The following is a 21,119-nucleotide window of genomic DNA, read 5'->3' as shown; positions in this document are numbered from 1 at the left end:
ACTATCTCCGCAGCGATTCGGGGGCGACGAGCAACAGTGCGAGCGCCTGCGCGGGGCTTTCCGCGCGCGACAGGCCCTGCGCAGTGGTGGGACTGAGCGAGGCGGGGTACAGCGTCGGCGCCAACGCCCGCGCATCGACCGGCCCGGCACGTGCCGCAAACCGCTCCGCCGCCTCCACACGCCGCAGGATCGCGTCGGGACCGGCCCAGGCTCCGGCGATATCGTCGTACCCAACCGGCTGCCCCGGTTGCCATATCGGCTGGCCGAGCTGGTTCATCATTCCGACCGTGACTCCGGGCTGGACAATGGTCGTGCCAAGAGCGCGCTGCGTCGAGAGATACCATTCCCACGGCGACTTGAACTTCACCGGCTGCGGCACCCACGCTTCGGGCGACGCGACGAGCGCGCGATAGACCGTCGGAAGATCACCGCCGGATTTCAGGAATGCCGTCTTCAACCGCGCGATCATCGCGGGCGGTGGCGTATCGCCCGCAAAGTGCCGGGCGAGCTTCGTCGCGATGTGCGTCGCCGTCGCGGGGTGGACCGCAAGATCGGACAGCACCGCCTGTGCCTGCGCTTCCCCCGCCGCGGGATAGAGCTTGCCCATCACCGTTCGATCGCCGGGTTGATGAACGTCGTCGAGGAACAGGAAGGCGCCCGCGCGCGAATCGTCCTGGACGCGCGCGCCGGGGCCACGACCGATGCCCGCGACCGTCCAGCCGGTCATCGCGCGCGCGAATTCGGTGACGTCGGCCTGACTGTAGCCGCTGCGGACGCCGAGCGTGTGCAACTCCATGATCTCGCGCGCGAGATTCTCGTTCAACCCGGTGCGTCGCTTGGTCTTCCGCACTGCAAAGGGACTGTCTGGACCGATCGATACCGCCTGATCGAGATACAGCAGCATCGCCGGATGCCGCTCGACCGCGTTCAGCATGTCGGCGAAGTTGCCCAGCACATGCGGGCGGATCGCCTCGAACTCCATTGGCCCGGCGAGCGCCATCACCTCGAATTTCTCGGTCGAGACCGCGAAATGGTTCGCCCAGAAATGCACGAGTCGCTCGACGAACGGTGCCTCGCCGGTCAGCGCGGCCATCGTCCGCGCCGCGACCGCCGCACCGTAATCGTTGCGACTTTGCTTCCCGATGACTTGTCGCGCCTCCTGCCGCGCCGCCGTTCCGGGATCGATCTTGCCCGGCATGCCAAGAGGCTGCGCCATCGGTGGGAGGGCAACGCCCGGGGACACGGGGGCGGGACTCATTGCGCCGGACATTGTGAGACCGGAGACCGCGGGCTTCCCATCCATGCCAATCGCAGCTTTCGGCGTGCGGGGCCCGAACTGCGCCTTGAGCGCCTTTTCCTGCGCGTAATAGGCGACAAGCCCGACCGAAATCCCGGCAGTCGAGGGCGCGGTTGCGATCACCGCTGGCCGTGGCTCGAACCGGTCGCACTGTGCTAACACCCACTTCGCCGGATCGCCGGCAATGGTATCACCGGGCCTTGCGCCGAGGCCAAACCGATTGAGCGCGATACTGGAAGCAGACACGACGCTTCTCCTTCGTCACCCGGCGTACGCGTCAAATGTCGTGCAAGTATGTCACGCGCGCCGCTCGTCGCATCCGCGCCGCAATTCGTCGTTGCACGGTACGCAATCGCGACGGATAGGTTTGCAATTGCAACTAATGCTGCGCCGCAATATTTCACTGGATCGAGAGTTGGGTGGAGACTCGATCCGGCTCGATGCACCACGCGGGAGATACGATCATGCGCAACGCTATCAAGATCATCGCAGCAGCAGCGGCAGCCCTCACCTCGACGATCGGCATGGCCGCCGACACCAAGCAGAGCTTCGTCCACGAGGGCAGTACCTATGTCTATACCTCGACGCAGGACGGCAGCCGCCAGGTGATCGACGGCCACCGCTATCCGTCGGGGCAGAAGTTCCACCTGATCGTCCGCGGCGATCGCGTGTCGGGTGTGTCGGGCGGCGTACCGGTCGCGTTCAAGACTAACGAGGCTAATGGCGCGGCTGGTGGCATCGCTGCGGTTACGCGCTGAGCTGAGTTTTTCCTAAGACGGCATGACGGCGGTCGGACTTAGGTCTGGCTGCCGTTTTGCGTTTGGTTTCAGACACCCCCGTCATCCTGACGTAAGTCAGGATCCAGGGTAACGAACGATGTCCTTAGCGGCTCTGGATCCTGACTTTCGTCAGGATGACGGACGAACGATGTCCCTGCCTCAAAACCCTTCGGGCAGGTCGATCGGGCCGACTAGTTCGCGGTAGCGCGATACGGCATACCGGTCCGTCATGCCCGCGATGAAATCCGCGATATGCCGGCTGCGGTCAGGATCCTCCGCCGGCAGCCGCTCGCGCCATTCCTCGGGCATCGTCCGCGGATCGGCGCGGTATACCGCGAACAGCCCCGACACGATGCCATGCGCCGCATCCGCCGCCGCCAGTTGCCGCGGATGATGATAGAGATTGGCGTACATGAACCGCTTCAGGTCGCGCTCGGCCTCTCGCATCTCGGGCGAGAAGCCGACCAGGCACTGGCCCGCATCGCGGACGTCGTCGACGCTGGTGACGCCGCTCGCCGCGATCCGCTGGCGGGTTTCGGCGATGAGATCGTTGACCATTATCCCGATCTGCGTGCGGACGAGCTCGCCGACCAGGCGCTTAGGCTCGATGTCGGGAAAGCGCCGCCGCACGTCGTTCCAGCCCCGCGCGACCAGCGGCACGGCGAGCATCTGGTCGAGCGTCAGCAACCCTGCGCGCAGGCCGTCGTCGATGTCGTGATTGTCGTAGGCGATATCGTCAGCGATTGCCGCAACCTGCGCCTCCAGCGACGAAAAGCTAGTCAGTGCGAGCGGATATTCCGCATCGGCGACCGCGAGCGCCCAGCCCGGATACCGCACCGGGCCGTTATGCTTGGCGAGGCCTTCGAGCGTTTCCCATGTCAGGTTGAGCCCGTTCCACAACGGATACGGCCGCTCGATCGTCATCAGCGTGCGCAGCGTGTGGCCGTTGTGATCGAACCCGCCCTGCCCCTTCAGCGCCGCCTTCAGCGCATCCTCGCCGGCATGGCCGAACGGCGGATGACCGATGTCGTGCGCGAGACACAGCGCCTCGGTCAGGTCCTCGTTCAGTTCGAGCGTCCGCGCGATCGTCCGGCCGATCTGCGCGACCTCGAGACTGTGCGTCAGGCGGACGCGAAAATGATCGCCGTCGGGCGCCATGAACACTTGCGTCTTGTGGCGGAGGCGACGGAAGCTGATCGAGTGAATGATCCGGTCGCGATCACGCTGGAAGGCATCGCGCGGGCCACGGACGGACCCGTTCTGTTCCTCGTGAAGCCGTCCTTTGCTGCGCGCCGGGTCCGATGCCCAGGGCGCGCGGTAGCTCATTTGGGCTGCCCGAGTGCGAACGCGCTCATTTCGAAGGGAGCTTCGTGATGATCTCGCCGGGATCGCTGGTGAAGGTGAACGTCGAGACGCCTTCCTTGGCGAGCTGATTGACGAAGGTGCGTGCCTCGGCATCGGTCTTGAACGGGCCGGCGAGCACGCGGTTGGTCGCCTTCCACGGCGCGGTCCAGCCGCCGCGGCTGCCGAACACGGTCGGTGCCTTGGCCTTCGCCTTCTTCCACGCCTTGGGCAGGTCGCCCTCGGTCGCGCCGGTCGACACCTGCACCCAGGTCCGTGCGGGGTTGGCACGGGCAATCCGCTTTTCCTCGGCCGCAGCCTTGTCGGCAGCAAGCTTCTCGGCGGCGGCGGCCTTTTTCTCGGCGAGCGCCTTCTTGTCCGCGATGGCTTTTCGCGCGGCCGCCTTCTTATCGAGAGCAGCCTTCTTGTCGGCGGCGAGCTGCTCGGCGGCGATCTTCTTGGCCGCGGCGTCACGCTCGGTCTTGGCCTTGGCCTCCGCGAGGACGCGTTCGGCATCGTCGGGCATCGGCACCGCAGCCTGCGTCACGACCGGCGCGGGATGCATCGGTGCGACACCGAGTTCGGAAGCGGGTATCGACAGCCCCGCGACGATCCGCGCGAGGATCGAATCCTCGCTCGACGCGACCGCGCGCGGCGGGATCGCAGCGGCCACCTCGACCGGCGGCGTCGAGGGTGTCGCACCAGCGGAGAAACCGGGGCTCGGCAGCGGCGCGGCGCTGGCCTGCCGTAGGGGTTCCGGCTGTACGGGGGTCGGTTGCACCGCCGCTTGCTGGATGGGCTCAGGCTGTATCCGCGCCTGCTGAACAGATCGCGACTGAACCGAGGCCTGTTGGGCCGGCGCGGGTTGCACGGGGCTCGCCGTGACCTGTTGGGTGGGCGTGCGCGTCGCTGCGGCAGCGACCGAATTGGCCACCCGCGTGTTGCTTTCCGACTGTATGCGCCCGGCAGGCAGGGCGGCCATCTGCGTTACGGTGGTCGCCGACAAAGCCCCGACCGGCGTCGGCGCGACCCGCGCCACCGAAACCGGCGACGGGATTTGCTGCCCTCCAGCCGCTGGCTGCGCGACTTGCGGCGCGCGATAGGTAGGCCGTGGCGTTACGATGCGCCCTCCTGTTTGCACGGGCGCGGCCTGGATCGTCTGGACCGACGACGACGCCAGCTGGACCGGCGGCGCGATTGCAGCGGGAATAGTCGGGGTGGGTGTCGCCGCAACAGGCGTTGCCGCAGCGGCACGCTTGGTAACCGCGGCCATTTCGGTCCGATCCGGCTTGCCGCGCCGGTTGCGCTTAGTCTTGCCAGAAGTCGCGACGACCACCGGTCGCGGCACAGCGGCCACCATAACCGGCGCGGTCGGATCGGGCGCCAGCATGCCCAGCGGTGGCGTCATCCGGGCGTCTGCTAAACGCGTGGGCGTCGCATGGACCTCCCCAAAATGCACAGCGAAAGCGCGGTCGCTCGCTGGCAGGCTTGGCAGGCGCTGGAAGAACGGTTGCAGACCTTGTGCGGTGCCAGCCGGCATCATCGTCGTCGCGATCTTCTCGGCACCGGCGACGTCGCCGTTCATCGCTATGATGAACGCACGCGAGCGCCATGCGCCACGATCGCTCTTGAGCAGCAATGGATTGAGCTGCTGGATCGCAAGTTCGGGCTTGCCCGAAATGCCGAGCGATAACGCGTAGCGCCTGATCGTCTCGTCATCGGGCGCATCGCGGAGTGCCACGCGATAATCGCGCTGCGCCCGATCCTGCTGGCCGATGAGGTCATAGGCGAGGCCGCGGTCGGCGGCGAACTTGCGCGGATCGAGGCCGAGGCCTTCCGCCTGCGCGTAATAACGCAGCGCCTCGCCCGGACGCTCGGATCGGACGAGAATCGACGCCATCCCCGCCTTTGCACGACCGTCACGCGGGTTCACCTTCTCGGCGCGCGCGAACAGCGCCGCGGCACCGCTGAGATCGCCGAGGCCCATCGACAGATCGCCGGCTTTTATCAGCGCATCGATGTCGCGCGGATTACTTGCCAGCTGGCGCATCACGTCGCCGAGCTTGTCCGCATCGGTCGTGCCCGGAAGCGCCTGGACGACGCCTTGCGCTGACGCGGCGGACGTCGCGGTCGCGAGCACGAGTGCCAGCGCAGCGGTCAGGAAATGATGGGACGAGCGAGTCATGAGGATCATCTGTCTAGACGCCAGCCCGACCGAACCGGCAATGTTTGCGTACACGGGTCGCGGCGAACCGAGGCGCGGTGGCGACGAACGATGCGTTGGGCAGCGTCATTCGCTCAAGAGCAGTATCTATCAGCTTGTGACACGCCTTCCTCCGAGATGCTCCGTCACCCCGGACTTGTTCCGGGGTCCACCGTGCCGCGTATCGCTGATCGGCGAGCTGCGGTGCCGTGGATGCCGGAACAAGCCTGGCATAACGGAGCTTTCGAGGCGTGCTTGAAACTCAAACCCGTCAGTCGACTTCCCGCCGACAGGATGATTCCCGGCTTACTGGTTGTTCTGGCGATGCAGGAAGCGGGGGATGTCGAGCGGGTCCTGAGGGGCCGCTTCGCCGTCTTCCTTCGCAGCACCGCGTGCCGCGTTCGACATGCGCTCGAACAGCGTACCGCCGAGCTTCACGCGCGGTGCGGCCGGCACCGCCTCGGGGGCAGCCTCGGCACCCGGAGCGAGCCAGCGACGACGTGCGCCACCTTCATCGGCAGCCGGCGTCGGCACCGGAACAGCCGGCGCGATCGGCGCGCGAGCGGGCGGCACCGACGATGCCGAAGCCGGACGCGCGATCGGACCACGACCGTAAGGCTCGTCGCCATACGTGCGCGGCGCGGGAGCAGGCTGAGGAGCAGCAACCGGCGCAGGCGCGGCCTGCGGCACCATCGTCTCGGCACCGAGCACCAGCTCGTCATCGGACTTCGACGCCGATGGCTCGACTTCCGACGACGCGTTCAGGTCGAGCGGCTCTTCATCGGCGGACGACGCAGCAGGCGCGGCCGACGAAGCGGCAGGCTCGCTCGGACGGAACGAGGTGTTCTCGTCGGTCTTGCGCGATCCGAAGCTGAACGAGCGGGTCGGCTCGGGCGCGACTTCCGGAGGACGCGCGTCGGCATCGATACCGGTCGCGACGACCGAGACGCGGATCTTGCCTTCGAGCTCCTGGTTGAACGCCGAACCCCAGATGATGTTCGCATCGGGATCGACCAGGTCGCGGATGTGATTCGCGGCCTCGTCGACTTCGAGCAGGCGCATGTCGTCGCCGCCGGTGATCGAGATGATAACGCCCTTCGCGCCGCGCATGCTGACGCCTTCGAGCAGCGGGTTCGATATCGCCTTCTGTGCAGCCTCGAGCGCGCGGTTGTCGCCGCTTGCCTCGCCGGTGCCCATCATCGCCTTGCCCATCTCCTGCATCACCGAGCGGACGTCGGCAAAATCGAGGTTGATGAGGCCCGGCATCACCATCAGGTCGGTGATGCTGCGGACGCCCTGCTGGAGCACCTCGTCCGCCATCGTGAACGCTTCCTTGAAGGTCGTATTCGCGTTGGCGATGAGGAACAGGTTCTGGTTCGGGATGACGATCAGCGTGTCGACATACTTCTGCAGTTCGTCGATGCCGCCCTCGGCCGACTTGGCGCGACGGTTGCCCTCGAATGCGAACGGCTTGGTCACGACGCCGACGGTCAGGATGCCCATGTCGCGCGCCGCCTTGGCGATGACCGGCGCTGCGCCCGTTCCCGTGCCGCCGCCCATGCCGGCGGTGATGAAGCACATGTGCGCGCCTTCGAGCATCTTGGCGAGCTGGTCGATCGTCTCTTCGGCGGCCGCGCGGCCGATCTCGGGACGGCTACCGGCGCCGAGACCCTGCGTGATCTTGGTGCCGAGCTGGATTCGCTGCGGTGCGGTCGACTGCTTCAACGCCTGCGCGTCGGTGTTCGCCACGAGGAAGTCGACGCCCTGGACGTCGGCCCTCATCATGTTGGCGATCGCGTTGCCGCCCGCGCCGCCGACGCCGATCACCGCGATGCGGGGGGCCAGATCGTCCACTTCGGGACTAAGGAATTCGATGCTCATCGCCGTTCTCCGCACAACCCGGTAGATACGCTACGGCCGGGCCCCTGATTAATCTGTGTGCACCAACGTCACGGCCTGTTCCAGCCGAAATAACGCCAGCGCCCTCGAAACTCTTAATAATTCGCGCGTGCCGCCTGAATCAACTTGCGCATCATGCCCATACCCTTTGGCCGATGCACCGTCGTCCGCTGCGGCGCGAGCCCGCGAAGGTCGATCGGGTTGGTCGCCGCGTAGAAGGCCAACCCCGCTAGCGTCGCGAACGCCGGTCCGCCATGCGCTTCCGGCAGCGCGGTCAGACCACGCGGTCGACCGATCCGCACCGACCGCCCGAGCGCCTGTTGCGCATAGTCGGCGATGCCCTTCAGCTCGGCACCACCGCCGGTCAGCACGACCTGACGCCCGACCGGCCCCTCAAACTTCAGCTTGGTGAGCGCGTTGCGCACTTCACCCATCTGATGCTCGAGCCGCTGGCGGATCACGCCGATCAGTTGCGCCTTGGTGATCTGAGCGCCCTCGCCCGCGCCGTCCTCGGCGGAGATCGGCATGACCGGGATCATGTCGTGATTGTCGCGGGGGCTGGCGTTGGCCGAGCCATGGAAGCACTTCATCCGCTCGGCATTCTGCCGCCGCGTACCGAACGCGCTGGCGATATCATCCGTAATGTCCTGCGCGCCGATCGGGATCGAGGTCAGCCCGACCAGCATGCCCCCCGCGAACAGCGACACGTTGGTGATCCCCGCCCCCATCTCGACCAACGCGACGCCAAGCTCGCGCTCCTCGTCGCTGAGGCAGGCCAAGCCCGTCGCGACCGGCGAGGCGATGATCGACTTCACCTCGAGATGCGCGGACCGCACGCAGAGATCGAGGTTCCGCACCGGCGAGCCATCAGCGGCGACGACATGGATATGCACCCCGAGCCGATCGGCATGCAGACCGAGCGGCGTCTTCACCCCCGTCAGCCCGTCGAGCGTATAGAGCGCCGGCTGCGCGTGGAGTACCATGCGGCCCTGCGGATCGATCGAGTTGCGCCCGGCGGCGAGCAGAGCGTCGATATCCTGCTGCTCGACGCGGTGGCCGCCAAGCTCGAACTCGACTTCGGCGACGTCGGACACGAGCCCGCCGGCCGAGAACCCGACCCAGACGTTCTCGATGTTGATCCCCGCGATCCGCTCCGCCTGCTCGACCGCCTCGCGCACCGCCGCCTCGGTCGTCGCCATGTCGGCGATATAGCCGCGCTTGACGCCGCGGCTCTCGCGCTGGCCGGTGCCGAGCACGATCAGCTCGCCGCCGTCCCCCTTCTGCGCGATCATCGCCGAAACCTTCGACGACCCGATATCGAGCGCCGTGATCAGCCCTTCCGGTGCCACCTTCGCCATGTCATCCCTCCCCGCCCGTTACGTTCGCGCCCGCCGTTTGCGACGGAGTATTCGTAGTTTCGCCCGTTGCCGGTGCGCTTGCCCCCGCGCTGGCAGGTGCCGGCACGTCGACGCTGTGCGCCAGGCTCGCGCCCGGTTTGCGCGCGACCAGCTTGGTCGGATCGCGCATGTCGAACCGGATCCAGCCGCGCCCCAGCAGCGGCCTCGCCCCATCCAGTTCGGCGAACTTCACCAGCGCACGAGGTGCACCGTCTTCCGGCAGTGCCAGCGTCTCGCCGCTCTCGAACGTCAGGTCCCAGCGCCGATTGCCGACCCAGGTCGCCGCCTTCACGCGCGGCTTCAGCGCTGGCGCGGCGGCGAGCAGCGTCTGGTACGACGCCTCCTGCCGATCCGCGCCCGGCCCGATCACCAGCGGCAAATTCGGGATCGCATCGGGCTGGACCGGCTCCAGCAGCACGCCCGACGAATCGATCAGCGTGAGCTGGCCATTGTCCTGCCACACCGCCGCCGGCGTGCGCTCGACGATATCGACCAGCATCGTATTCGGCAGCCGCCGCGACACGTGCGCGTCCGCGATCCAGCCATAGCGCAGCAGTTTCTGTCGCACCGCCTCCAGGTCGACCGACAGCATCGACGTCTGGTTCTGCTTGTCCTCCAGCGCGACCGCATAGACCGACATCCGGTCCATCCGCTTGAGGCCGGTGACCTCGATCTGCTCGACCTTGAAGCCCGCGCGCCCGGCACCCTCGGCCACCGCCGCGCCGATCATCCCCGGGATGCCGACCCACGTCGCCGCCGCGATCGCCACCGCGCCGCCCGCGCCGAGGATCGACCAGGTCGCGATTTTCCGAAGCGTGTCCTCGCTGACCGGGAGCATCCCGACCAGCCGGTCCATGACCGACACCTTCTTGACCGCGACCTTACGGCGCGGGGCGGGCCGCTTGGGCGGCGGACCGCGCTTGATCGTGCGGCTCATGGGGAAGGCTGATCCTGAAGCGCCTCGTCGACGATCGCCTGGACCAGCTCGGCATAGCTCATGCCGATATGCCGCGCCTGTTCGGGGACGAGGCTCAGCGGCGTCATCCCCGGCTGCGTGTTCACCTCGAGAAGGAAAAGCCCATCGACGCCACGCTCGTCATCCCAGCGGAAATCGGACCGCGACGCGCCCTTGCAGCCTAGCAACCGGTGCGCCTCGAGCGCGAGGCTCTTGCAGGCATCGGTGATCTCGTCGGGGATCTCTGCCGGGCAGACATGGACCGTCATCCCGTCGGTGTATTTCGCGTCGTAATCGTACCAGCCGCTCTTGGGCTTCAACTCGGTCACGCCGAGCGCCTTGCCGCCCAGCACCGCAGTCGTCAGCTCGCGCCCACGGATATACGGCTCGGCAAGCAGTTCCTCGAACTCGCCCCACGGCCCGACGCTGTCGCGCGCGATCGGATTACCGTAATTGCCGGAGTCAGTGACGATCGCCACGCCGACCGACGAGCCTTCGTTGACCGGCTTCAACACATAGGGCCGCGCCATCGGATCGCTCTCGAACAAGTCCGCCGACTTGACGATCCGCCCACCTGGCATCGGCACGCCCGCCGGGACAAGCAACAGCTTGGTCAGCACCTTGTCGATCGCGATTACTGACGTCGCGAGACCCGAATGGGTGTAGCGGAGGCCCATCAGGTCCAGCAGCCCCTGCACCGAACCGTCCTCGCCGGGGGTGCCGTGGAGCGCGTTGAACACGAGGTCGGGCTGAGCCTCGGCGAGCTTGGCCGCAACATCCCGCCCCATATCGATCCGCGTAACCCGGTGCCCCAGCGACTCCAGCGCATCGGCACAGCCATTACCCGACATCAGCGAAACCTCACGCTCCGCCGACCAGCCACCCATGAGGACTGCGATGTGAAGTGGACCCGTCATGCCTCCCCTCCCGCATGCGGGAGGGGACCGAGGGGTGGGCGCCCGCCATCACCGGCCGCATCGCTGGTGGAAAGCGCGGGCGCAGCACTGCTTGGCTGCCCCTCACCCCGACCCTCTCCCCACAGGGGAGAGGGAGCAGCGATGCCGACCCGCTGGATTTCCCACTCCAACGTCACCCCCGAATGCGCCTTCACTCTATCACGTACCTCTTCACCCAGCGCCTCGATCTCCGCGCTCGACGCGGACCCGAGGTTCAGCAGGAAATTACAATGCTTCTCGCTGACCTGCGCATCACCGCGAGTCAGCCCCCGACACCCGGCCGCGTCGATCAACGCCCAAGCCTTGTGCCCCTCGGGGTTCTTGAACGTAGAGCCCCCGGTGCGCGAACGGAGAGGCTGAGACGCCTCGCGCTCCGCCGCGATCCGGTCCATCTCCGCACCAATCACAGCTGGCTCGCCCGGCGTACCAGAGAAAACCGCTTCGACCACGACGGCTCCCGCGGGCAGGTCCGAATGACGATAGGTGAACCCGAGCTTCTCGGCAGGCCAAATCTCGACCGAACCCTCCCGCGTAACCACGGTAGCCTCGACCAGAATATCGCTGACATCGCGACCATAAGCCCCCGCGTTCATCCGAACCGCTCCGCCGACAGTACCCGGTATCCCACGCAGAAACTCAAGCCCGGCAATCCCAGCATCCCGCGCGGCACTGGCAACGGTAATCCCCATCGCCCCCGCGCCCGCACGAACGCGACCGTCCTGCACAGAAACCTTGGCCATGGCCTTGGGAAGCCGCACAACGACCCCCGGCACGCCGCCATCGCGCACGATCAGGTTCGAGCCTACGCCGACCGGTAGCACTGGAGTGGATGGATCGAGAGTCTTCAGCAACCCCGCCAGATCCTCGACATCCGAGGGTCGCACCAGCCACTCCGCCGAGCCACCGGTACGAAACCAGATAAAGTCCGCCAGACTGCCATTGGCCGTCAGAGTACCACGCAGATCCTCCCCGGCACGGGGAGGGGGACCGCCAAAGGCGGTGGAGGGGGCGCTGCCAGAAGCGTTACGCTCGTGGACGCCCCCCTCCACCATGCCCTGCATGGTCCCCCTCCCCGTACCGGGGAGGATTTGCGACACACCACTCACGCCATCACCTTCGCGCGTTCGGCAGCGATCGCATCGGCCAACCCGGCCGCCCACTTCGTGATGTCGCCAGCGCCAAGGCAAACGACCATGTCGTCCGCCTCAATCGTCGCCGCCAGTTCCACCGCCAGCGCGTCCGCATCCGCCACCACACCCGCAAACCGGTGCCCGCGCCGCTTCAACCCCTCGACCAGAGCCGCCGCATCGACACCCTCGACAGGCGCCTCGCCCGCCGCATAAACCGGCGTCACCAACACGCGATCCGCGTCGTTGAACGCGGTCTGGAAATCCTCCATCAGATTGCCAAGCCGCGAATAGCGATGCGGCTGCACCACCGCGATCACGCGGCCCTTCACGCCCTCGCGCGCCGCCGCGAGCACGGCACGGATCTCGACCGGGTGATGGCCGTAGTCGTCGATGATCGTGACGCCAGCCACTTCACCGACCTTGGTGAAGCGCCGCTTCACGCCGCCGAACTTGGCAAACCCCTGCTGGATCGTCGCATCCGCGATCCCGAGCTCCAGCGCCACGCCGATCGCCGCCAGCGCGTTCTGCACGTTGTGCCGCCCCGGCATCGGCATCTCGATTCCCGAAATCGTCCGCGTCGCGCCGTCACGCTCGCGCACCACGCAATCGAAGCGGTTGCCGCCCGGGATAGGCGTGACCTCCACCCCGCGCACATCAGCCTGCGCCGAGAAACCGTACGTTACGACCCGACGATCGCGCACCCGCGGCAGGATCCCCTGCACCTCCGGATGATCGAGGCACAGCAAGGCCGCGCCGTAGAACGGCACGTTCTCGACGAACTCGACGAAGGCATCTTTCACCGCGTCGAACGAGCCGTAATGGTCGAGATGCTCGGGATCGATGTTGGTGACGACCGCGATCGTCCCGTCGAGCCGCAGGAAGCTGCCGTCGCTCTCGTCCGCCTCGACCACCATCCAGTCGCTCGCGCCCAGTCGCGCATTCGAGCCGTACGAGTTGATGATCCCGCCATTGATGACCGTCGGATCGACCCCGCCCGCATCGAGCAACGCCGCGACCATCGACGTGGTCGTGGTCTTCCCGTGCGTGCCAGCCACCGCGACAGTCGACTTCAACCGCATCAGTTCGGCCAGCATTTCCGCGCGCCGCACGACCGGCACGCGAGCATTCAACGCCGCCTCGACCTCGGGGTTCGAGCGCACGATCGCGGTCGACACCACCACCACCGCGGCGTCGCCGATGTTCGACGCGGCATGGCCGATCGCCACCGGGATGCCCTTGTCGCGCAACCCCTGCACGACATAGCCCTCGGCCACGTCCGAGCCCTGCACGCGGTAGCCGAGGTTCTTCATCACCTCGGCGATGCCCGACATGCCGATCCCGCCGATGCCGACGAAATGGATCGTGCCGATATCCGTTGCGACGCCCTTCATGCGAACTGCGCCTTCGGCTTGGAGGGCGCACCGACCGGAATGCGCGACAATGGTGCGTCGAGGCTCTCGACCAGATCGGCCAGATCGCTTGCCGCATTCGGCCGCCCGCAACTGCGCGCACGCCCCGCCGCATTCTGCAACGCCGCCGGATCGAGCCCGAGTTTCTGCATCTGCTTGGCCAGTTCCACTGCGGTAAAGTCTCCCTGCGCGATCGTCCGCGCCCCGCCCGCCCGCGTGATCTCGCGCGCGTTCACCGTCTGGTGATCGTCGGTCGCACCCGGCAGCGGCACCAGGATTGCCGGACGCCCCGCCGCGGTCAGTTCCGAAATCGTCGACGCCCCGGCGCGTGCGATCACCAGGTGCGCCCACGCCAGTTGCTCGGGCATATCCGGCAGATACGTCGCCAGCTCGGCCGGGATATGATGCTCGGCATACTTCGCGCGGACCGCATCGATATCCTCGATCCGCGCCTGGTGAGTCACCTGCAACCGCCGCCGAAACGTCACCGGCAGCATCGCCAGACCATCAGGCACGACCTGCGACAGGATGCTCGCCCCCTGGCTCCCGCCGGTCACGAGCACACGGAAGATGCCATCCTCCTCCAGCAGCGGATACGGCCGCGAGCGCAGCGCCAGCACCGCCTCGCGCACCGGGTTGCCGACCAAATGCGCCTTGCCCAGCAGCTTCGGCGCGAGGCGCTCGGTCGGCTCGGACGAGGTCGCGATCGCGTCCACGCGCCCCGCGACGAAACGGTTCACGCGCCCCAGCACCGCGTTCTGCTCATGCACCGCGGTCGGGATCTTGTCCGCGAACGCCGCCAGCAACGCCGGCAGTGCAGGATAGCCGCCAAAGCCGATCACCGCGGCCGGCTTGAACGTCCGGTACAGCTCGCGCGCCATTGCTCGCCCGCGCCACATCTCCCGCGTGGCCCGAGCCCAACCGAGCGGTCCACCGGTAAAGCGCCCCGCCGGCAGGACATGCGTCTGGATATCCTCGAACAGCCCCGGAAACCGCACGCCGCGCGCATCGCTGACCAACGCGACACGGTGGCCGCGCTTGGTCAGTTCGGCCGCGAGCGCCGCTGCCGGGACCATGTGTCCCCCGGTCCCACCGGCTGCGAGGACGTAATGCCGAGACTGATTAACGTTCATTCACCACTCCAGCGGACGACATAGGGGCTCCGCGTGAGAAACGGATTGCGCCGGGTAAACGCCAGCAGCAACCCCATGCCGACCGACAACGCAATCATCGACGACCCGCCATAGCTGATGAACGGCAGCGTCATACCCTTCGACGGCGCGAGCCCCGTGTTCACCGCCATGCTCACCAGCGCCTGCGCGCCGAACTGCGTCGCGAGGCCCGCGGAGGCGAGCAGCTTGAATTCGTCCTGCTCGTCCAGCAGCTTGACGAACACGCGCACCACGATCGCCAGGAAGATCACCGCGATCACCGAACACGCGATCAGCCCGAATTCCTCGCCGATCACCGAGAAGATATAGTCGGTATGTGCCTCGGGCAGCCCGAACTTCGCCGCACCCGCGCCCGGCCCCGTCCCGGTCCAGCCGCCCGCGGTCAGCGTATTATGCGCCGCGTTCGTCTGGAAATGGTCGCCCGCGCCCTCGCCCTCGACACCCGGAAACAGGAACGCATCGATCCGCGACCGCGCCACGCCGTAGAACACATAGGCGGCAATCAGCCCGGCCGGCGCCATCGCGACGAGGCCGAGCATCACCTTGGCCGGCGTCCCCGCAATCATCAGCAGCGCCATCCACACCGAGCAGAAGATGATCGTCTGGCCGAAATCGGGTTGCAGCATCAGCAGCACCGCGACGCCCGCGGTCATCGCGCCGGTGATCAGCACGGTCGGCAGCTCGGCATCCTTCGCGCGCAGCGACAACAGCCACGCGACCGTGACGATGAATAGCGGCTTCAGGAACTCGGAAGGCTGGAACTGCGCGAACCCGACGCCGAGCCAGCGCCGCGCGCCATTCGCCTCGACGCCGATGAACGGCGTCACCATCAGCATCAGCACGAACAGCGCGCACCCGCCGATCGCCATCCGCCGCGCCATCGAGACCGGCATCATCGACACGCCGAACAGCACCGGGAGCGACACGCCGACCCACATCAACTGTCGCCAGAAATAGTAGAGCGGCGCGATCTTGTGATGCTCGCCCGAATAGCGGACCGCACTCGCCGGCGATGCCGCGGCGACCGCGATCAGGCCGATCGCGATCAGGAACAGCGTCAGCAGCAGCAGCATCCGGTCGATATCCCAGAACCACGTGCCGAGCGGCGACTGATCGCCCCGCCCGCCGCGCCGCTTCATCTTGGCGACGATGCTGGTCTTCGGTGTGCCCATATCGCCCCTAACGTCGATCCTTCCAGCGCGGATATCGGTCATGCCAGCGAGTCCACCGCGGCGCGGAACGCGGCCCCGCGCGCTTCGTAATCGCGAAACTGGTCGAAGCTAGCACAGGCGGGGGATAACAAAACAGTGTCGCCGGGCTTGGCGTTTGCGGCGGCAGTGCGGACCGCTGCGTCGAGCGTGCCGACGTTATCGACGGACATGGAGTCCTTCAGTATTTCGGCGAATTTCGGGCCAGCCTCGCCGATCGTGTAGGCGTGGACGACGTGGCCGAAGGCGGACTTGCAGGCGTCGAGATCGTCGCCCTTCGCGCGCCCACCGACGATCCAGTGGACCCGGTCGAACGCGGCCAAAGCCGGCGCAGTGCTTTCGGGATTGGTCGCCTTGCTGTCGTCGACATAGGCGACGCCGGCGTACGAGGCGATCTGCTCCATGCGGTGCGGCAGGCCGGTAAAACTCGTGAGGCCGCGGTCGATATCGACCTCGCTTACACCCAACGCCTTGACCACGGCGATCGCGGCGAGTGCGTTCTGGGCGTTGTGCGGGCCCTGGAGCGTCGGCCAGTTACTCTGATCCATGCACACGCCGGGCGCGATCTTGGTGAGGTGCTCGCCCTTCGCCGACAGCCCGCGCGCGATCTGCGCGGACGGTGCGTCGCCTATGCCGATGACCGCGTCATGCTCGGCCGACTGCATCGCGAACAGCCGCGCCTTGGAGGCCGCATAGCCTTCGAACCCGTCATACCGGTCGAGATGATCCGGCGTGATATTAAGCAGCACCGCGACGTCGCAATCGAACGTCTGCGTCAGGTCGATCTGGTAGCTCGACAGTTCGAGCACGTAGACGCCACCCTCGGGGAGCGCTTCCTGCTCGAGGATCGGCAGGCCGATGTTGCCGCCCATCAGTGTGGGGATGCCGGCGGTCTTGAGGATGTGGTGGACGAGTGCGGTGGTGGTGGACTTGCCATTGGTGCCGGTGATGCCGACGACCTTGTGTGGCGGGAGGTCTGCGCGGGCCTGCGCGAAGAGTTCGATGTCGCCGATGACAGGCACGCCGGCCACGCGCGCCGCGGCGGCAAGCGGGTGCGTGTTCAGCGGCACCCCCGGCGACACGACCAAAGCGTCGAACCCCGAGAGATCATCGAGCGGTGCGACTTCTAAAAGCCCTCTCCCCTCCGGGGAGAGGGTTGGGTGAGGGGCTGTCCCAGGCGCAGCATTGCTGGGCTGCCCCTCACCCCAACCCTCTCCCCGCAGGGGAGAGGGAGCAAAGACGGCACGCTTCGACTCGTCGGAATCCCACGCGACGACCTGCGCCCCACCAGCCACCAACGCCCGTACAGTCGCAGCCCCCGACCGCGCCAACCCCAGCACCGCATAGCGTTTCCCGCGCCAGGCCTTCGCAACGATCACCGCAACTTCAACGTCGAAAGACCGACCAGCGCCAGCACCAGCGCGATGATCCAGAAGCGGATCACCACCGTCGCCTCGGCCCACCCGAGCTGTTCGAAATGATGGTGGATCGGCGCCATCCGGAACACGCGCTTGCCGGTACGCTTGTAGAAGAACACCTGGATGATCACCGACAGCGCCTCGATCACGAACAGGCCGCCGATGATCCCCAGCACGATCTCGTGATGCGCGACGACTGCGATCGTCCCCAGCGCACCGCCCAGAGCCAGCGACCCGGTATCGCCCATGAACACCGCGGCCGGCGGCGCATTGAACCACAGGAACGCAAGCCCCGCGCCGACGATCGCCCCGCAGAAGATCGCAAGTTCACCCGCGCGAGGGACATGCGGAATACCGAGGTAATCGGCGAACTTCACGTTCCCGACGAGGTACACGATCACCATGAACGCGACGCTGGCGATGATCACCGGCATCGTTGCCAACCCGTCGAGCCCGTCCGTGAGGTTCACCGCATTGCCGAACGACACGATCGTGAACGCCGCGAACACCGGGAAGAACCAGCCGAGATCGAGATACATGCGAGACGTGAACGGCAAATACAGATGTGGCCCGTTCTGCGACATGATGATCGTCGCGGCGACGCCAGCGATGATGAACTCGAGCAACAGTCGCGTGCGCCCGCTGATCCCCGCGGTGCTCGCTTTACGCACCTTGTCGTAGTCGTCGAGGAACCCGATCGTCCCGAAGCCGAGCGTCACGAACAGGCACGCCCAGACATACGGGTTGCTCAGGTCCATCCACAGGAAGATCGCGAGGCACATCGAGGTCAGGATCATCAGCCCGCCCATCGTCGGCGTGCCGCGCTTCGACAGGTGCGACTGCGGGCCGTCGGCGCGGATCGGCTGGCCCTTGCCCTGCCGCACGCGCAACCAGCCGATGAACTTCGGCCCGATGATCAGGCCGATGATCAAGGCGGTCGCGACGGCACCGCCCGTCCGCACCGTCTGATACCGGATGAGGTTCAGCAGGCCGGGAAACCCCAGATGCTCGGCGAGCCAGTACAACATTCAGATAATCCCGCCTTTGAGGCCAGCCACTATGCGGGCGAGGCCCACCCCGTTCGATCCCTTGACGAGCACGACATCGCCCGGCGCCAGGATCGTCCGTAACGACGCGAGCGCGGCCGCAGCGTCGCCCACATGGACGGTTTCGATCTGTCCCTCAAGCACCTGCGCTAATGGCGCCATCGCTTCACCGACGAGCAGCGCCATTTCGACGCGCGCGGCGAGAATGGGCTCGGCGAGGCCGGCGTGATAGTCGTCGGAGCCTTCGCCCAGTTCGCGCATCTCGCCGAGCACCGCGATGTGGCGGCCAGGTTCATGCCCGAGGACACTGAGCGTCGCGCGCATCGAGGCTGGGTTGGCGTTGTAGCTCTCGTCGATCACAAGCGCCTGGCCTTCGCCGACGGTCACCAGAGACCGCGCACCGCGACCTTGCAGCCCGCCGAGTTCCGCAAGCGCGAGGCCGGCGAGTCCAAGATCACTGCCGGCCGCCTGCACGCAGGCCAGCACGCCGAGCGCATTGGACACCCAGTGCGCGCCGGGCTGCGCGATCGTGAAGCTCAGCTCGTGCTCGGCCCCCTGCCCCATCCGCGCGGTGACGAACGTCCCGCCCGTCGGCAGCCGCATCGCCTCGATCGCGCGGACATCGGCGCCCTTCTCGCTGCCGAACGTCACGATGTGCGCAGCATGGGGCGCGGCGTGTCCGAGCAGCCGGTCGCGGTGCGGGCTGTCATAGGGCACGATCGCGGTCCCGTCCGGTTCGAGCCCGGCAAAGATCTCCCCCTTCGCATCCGCGATCGCGCTTTCGTCGGGAAAGAACGCGGTATGCGCAGGCGCGATCGCGGTGATCATCGCGATATGCGGCCGCACGAGCAGCGTCAGCCCGGCGAGTTCGCCGGCATGGTTCATCCCCATCTCGAACACGCCGAACTTAGCGTCGCGCGGCATGCGGGCAAGGCTGAGCGGTACGCCGGTATGGTTGTTGTAACTCTTGACCGACCGATGGACCTCGCCGGGGGCTGCACGGTCGAGACAGGCAAACAAAGCCTCCTTCGCGCTGGTCTTGCCGACCGACCCGGTGACACCAATGATCTTGGCAGCGGAGCGCACGCGGCTGGCGGCGCCAAGCGCGTTTAAGGCGGCAAAACTGTCCGTCACGAGCACGTGCGGGTGGTCGCAGGGCTCGGACACGATCGCCCCCGCCGCTCCTTGTGCGAATGCCTGGTCGAGGAACAGGTGGCCATCGCTGGCCTCCCCCTTCATCGCGACGAACAAATCGCCCGGGCCAACTTCACGCGAGTCGAACGCAACGCCGGTGACGGCGAAGTCGCCAGACGCCACACCACCGGTAGCGGCCGCGATCTCGGCCGAAGTCCAGAGGCTCACTTCCCCCCTCCCGCGAGCGGGAGGGGGTCGGCGCGCGCCATCCACGAAGCGCAGCGCCTGCCGAACCCGCGAGCCCACCCCCGGCCCCTCCCGCTTGCGGGAGGGGGGAAGAAGAGAGTTGCGTTCACGCCGCGCACTCCCGCGCGACGGTCACGTCGTCGAACGGCAAGACCATGTCGCCGACGATCTGGCCTTGCTCATGCCCCTTGCCGGCGATCAGCACGATATCCTCTGGTCCTGCCTCGCGTACCGCCGCGCCGATCGCCGCGCGCCGATCACCGATTTCCTCAGCGCCGCGCGCACCCTTCAGCACATCGCACCGGATCGCGCGCGCGTCCTCGGTCCGGGGGTTGTCGTCGGTGACGATCACGCGGTCGGCGTGTTGCACCGCGACCTGCCCCATCGTCTCGCGCTTGCCGGTATCGCGATCACCGCCGGCGCCAAACACCACGATCAGCTTGCCACCAGCGTGCGGTTTGAGCGCGGCGATTGCGGCCTCCAAAGCGTCGGGCGTATGTGCATAGTCGACATAAACCGGCGCGCCAGACTTCGCGATCACCGCCCGCTCCAGCCGCCCGCGCACCGGCTGCAGGCGCGCGAGGTTCGCGATCGTAGCGGCCACATCGCCCCCGGTCGCGATCACCAGTCCGGCCGATACCAGCGCATTCGCCGCCTGGTAGGCGCCGATCAGCGGCAAGGTGACCTTGTACGTCTGGCCGTCAGCCTCGATCGTCAGCCCCTGCCCGAGCAAAGTCGGATCACGGCCCACGAGCCGCAACGTCTCGCCCTGCGTCCCGACCGTGATCAGCTTGTTGCCACGCTCGCGTGCCAGATCGATCACCCGCGCCGATTGCGGATCGTCCGCCCACACCACCGCAGCGCCGTCCGTCGAAAGCACTTCGGAGAACAGCCGGATTTTGGCGGTAAAATACGCCGCCATGTCGCCGTGATAGTCGAGATGGTCGCGGCTGAGATTGGTGAACGCCGCGGCAGCCACCTTCAGCCCCTCGGTCCGATACTGCGTCAGGCCGTGGCTCGACGCTTCGAACGCCAGATGCGTCACGCCTTCACGCGCAAGCCCAGCCACGTTCGACAGGAACGTCACCACATCCGGCGTGGTCAGCCCGGTCGTCACCCGCTCGTCGGCCGTCGTAACCCCCAGCGTCCCGATCGACGCCGCATGGAACCCCGCCATCCGCCAGAGCTGGCGGGTCATCTCGACACACGACGTTTTCCCGTTCGTCCCGGTAATCGCCACCGACGTCTCGGGAAACGGCGCGAAGAACTTCGCCGCCAGTTGCGCGAACCGCTCGCGAGGATTGTCGTCGGCGATGTAGGTCGCGCCCTCGACCGTCAGCCCAGGCCGCGCCACGACTGCGATCGCGCCCGAGCGGATCGCATCGGCCACGAAATCCTCGCCGTTGACGCGCGCGCCTTCGAACGCGCCGAACACCGTGCCCGGCGCGACTTTGCGGTGATCGATCGCGAACCCCGTCACCTGCGCCTCTTCCGTCCCGTCGGTCAGCGCTGCGAGTTTCATGCAATAG

At 67.0% G+C, this 21,119-nt stretch carries 16 protein-coding genes; 1 reads left to right on the top strand and 15 read right to left on the bottom strand.

Features of this window, described 5'->3' with window-relative positions:
- Position 1: 1 nt before the first annotated feature.
- Entirely contained in the window at positions 2-1,543 is a 1,542-nt protein-coding gene (locus C8J43_RS07805; RefSeq protein WP_133030397.1) for a DUF1800 domain-containing protein, read from the bottom strand.
- A 218-nt stretch (positions 1,544-1,761) separates the two neighbouring features.
- On the opposite strand from C8J43_RS07805, the gene C8J43_RS07800 reads away from it, so the two are divergent.
- Positions 1,762-2,055, top strand: coding sequence for a hypothetical protein (locus C8J43_RS07800; RefSeq protein WP_243645468.1), 294 nt, complete (start codon positions 1,762-1,764; stop codon positions 2,053-2,055).
- A 180-nt stretch (positions 2,056-2,235) separates the two neighbouring features.
- Here the strand turns inward: C8J43_RS07800 and C8J43_RS07795 are convergent, their stop codons facing one another.
- The 14 genes from C8J43_RS07795 to C8J43_RS07730 form a co-directional block, all read right to left on the bottom strand.
- A complete protein-coding gene (locus C8J43_RS07795) occupies positions 2,236-3,402 on the bottom strand; it encodes a deoxyguanosinetriphosphate triphosphohydrolase (protein WP_133030396.1) in 1,167 nt (388 codons plus the stop codon).
- 25 nt (positions 3,403-3,427) lie between these two features.
- The gene (locus tag C8J43_RS07790; RefSeq protein ID WP_133030805.1) at positions 3,428-5,602 is read right to left on the bottom strand and encodes a tetratricopeptide repeat protein; all 2,175 of its coding nucleotides are present in this window, start codon (positions 5,600-5,602) and stop codon (positions 3,428-3,430) included.
- 324 nt (positions 5,603-5,926) lie between these two features.
- Positions 5,927-7,501 carry a cell division protein FtsZ gene (gene ftsZ / locus C8J43_RS07785; protein WP_133030395.1) on the bottom strand — a complete coding sequence of 525 codons (1,575 nt, stop codon included), beginning with the start codon at positions 7,499-7,501 and terminating at the stop codon, positions 5,927-5,929.
- A 113-nt stretch (positions 7,502-7,614) separates the two neighbouring features.
- Entirely contained in the window at positions 7,615-8,877 is a 1,263-nt protein-coding gene (ftsA, locus tag C8J43_RS07780) for a cell division protein FtsA (RefSeq protein ID WP_056051322.1), read from the bottom strand.
- A 1-nt stretch (position 8,878) separates the two neighbouring features.
- Positions 8,879-9,853, bottom strand: coding sequence for a cell division protein FtsQ/DivIB (locus C8J43_RS07775; RefSeq protein WP_056060220.1), 975 nt, complete (start codon positions 9,851-9,853; stop codon positions 8,879-8,881).
- A complete protein-coding gene (locus C8J43_RS07770; protein ID WP_133030394.1) occupies positions 9,850-10,788 on the bottom strand; it encodes a D-alanine--D-alanine ligase in 939 nt (312 codons plus the stop codon). The genes C8J43_RS07775 and C8J43_RS07770 overlap by 4 nt, the downstream gene beginning before the upstream one ends.
- On the bottom strand, positions 10,785-11,888 hold the full coding sequence (murB, locus tag C8J43_RS07765; protein WP_243645467.1) for a UDP-N-acetylmuramate dehydrogenase: 1,104 nt from the start codon (positions 11,886-11,888) through the stop codon (positions 10,785-10,787). Before murB ends, C8J43_RS07770 begins: the two co-directional genes overlap by 4 nt.
- 41 nt (positions 11,889-11,929) lie before the next feature.
- On the bottom strand, positions 11,930-13,348 hold the full coding sequence (murC, locus tag C8J43_RS07760) for a UDP-N-acetylmuramate--L-alanine ligase (RefSeq protein WP_056051327.1): 1,419 nt from the start codon (positions 13,346-13,348) through the stop codon (positions 11,930-11,932).
- Positions 13,345-14,499, bottom strand: a complete 1,155-nt coding sequence (murG, locus tag C8J43_RS07755; protein ID WP_133030393.1) for an undecaprenyldiphospho-muramoylpentapeptide beta-N-acetylglucosaminyltransferase — start codon at positions 14,497-14,499, stop codon at positions 13,345-13,347. The genes murC and murG overlap by 4 nt, the downstream gene beginning before the upstream one ends.
- Positions 14,496-15,677, bottom strand: a complete 1,182-nt coding sequence (locus C8J43_RS07750; RefSeq protein WP_060526809.1) for a putative peptidoglycan glycosyltransferase FtsW — start codon at positions 15,675-15,677, stop codon at positions 14,496-14,498. Before C8J43_RS07750 ends, murG begins: the two co-directional genes overlap by 4 nt.
- 71 nt (positions 15,678-15,748) lie before the next feature.
- Complete coding sequence (gene murD, locus C8J43_RS07745) at positions 15,749-17,125, bottom strand: UDP-N-acetylmuramoyl-L-alanine--D-glutamate ligase (protein ID WP_133030392.1); 1,377 nt, start codon at positions 17,123-17,125, stop codon at positions 15,749-15,751.
- Positions 17,122-18,192, bottom strand: a complete 1,071-nt coding sequence (mraY, locus tag C8J43_RS07740; RefSeq protein ID WP_056051331.1) for a phospho-N-acetylmuramoyl-pentapeptide-transferase — start codon at positions 18,190-18,192, stop codon at positions 17,122-17,124. The genes murD and mraY overlap by 4 nt, the downstream gene beginning before the upstream one ends.
- Positions 18,193-19,572 (bottom strand): UDP-N-acetylmuramoyl-tripeptide--D-alanyl-D-alanine ligase, encoded by a 1,380-nt coding sequence (murF, locus tag C8J43_RS07735; RefSeq protein ID WP_133030391.1) that lies wholly within the window; start codon positions 19,570-19,572, stop codon positions 18,193-18,195.
- Positions 19,573-19,696: 124 nt separating this feature from the next.
- Positions 19,697-21,112, bottom strand: a complete 1,416-nt coding sequence (locus tag C8J43_RS07730) for a UDP-N-acetylmuramoyl-L-alanyl-D-glutamate--2,6-diaminopimelate ligase (protein ID WP_133030390.1) — start codon at positions 21,110-21,112, stop codon at positions 19,697-19,699.
- Between the last annotated feature and the right edge of the window lie 7 nt (positions 21,113-21,119).

The organism is Sphingomonas sp. PP-CE-1G-424 (assembly GCF_004341085.1).
GTDB lineage: Bacteria > Pseudomonadota > Alphaproteobacteria > Sphingomonadales > Sphingomonadaceae > Sphingomonas.
The sequence above is the reverse complement of the archived record's forward strand: the minus strand, read 5'-3'. Positions and strand labels throughout refer to the sequence as shown.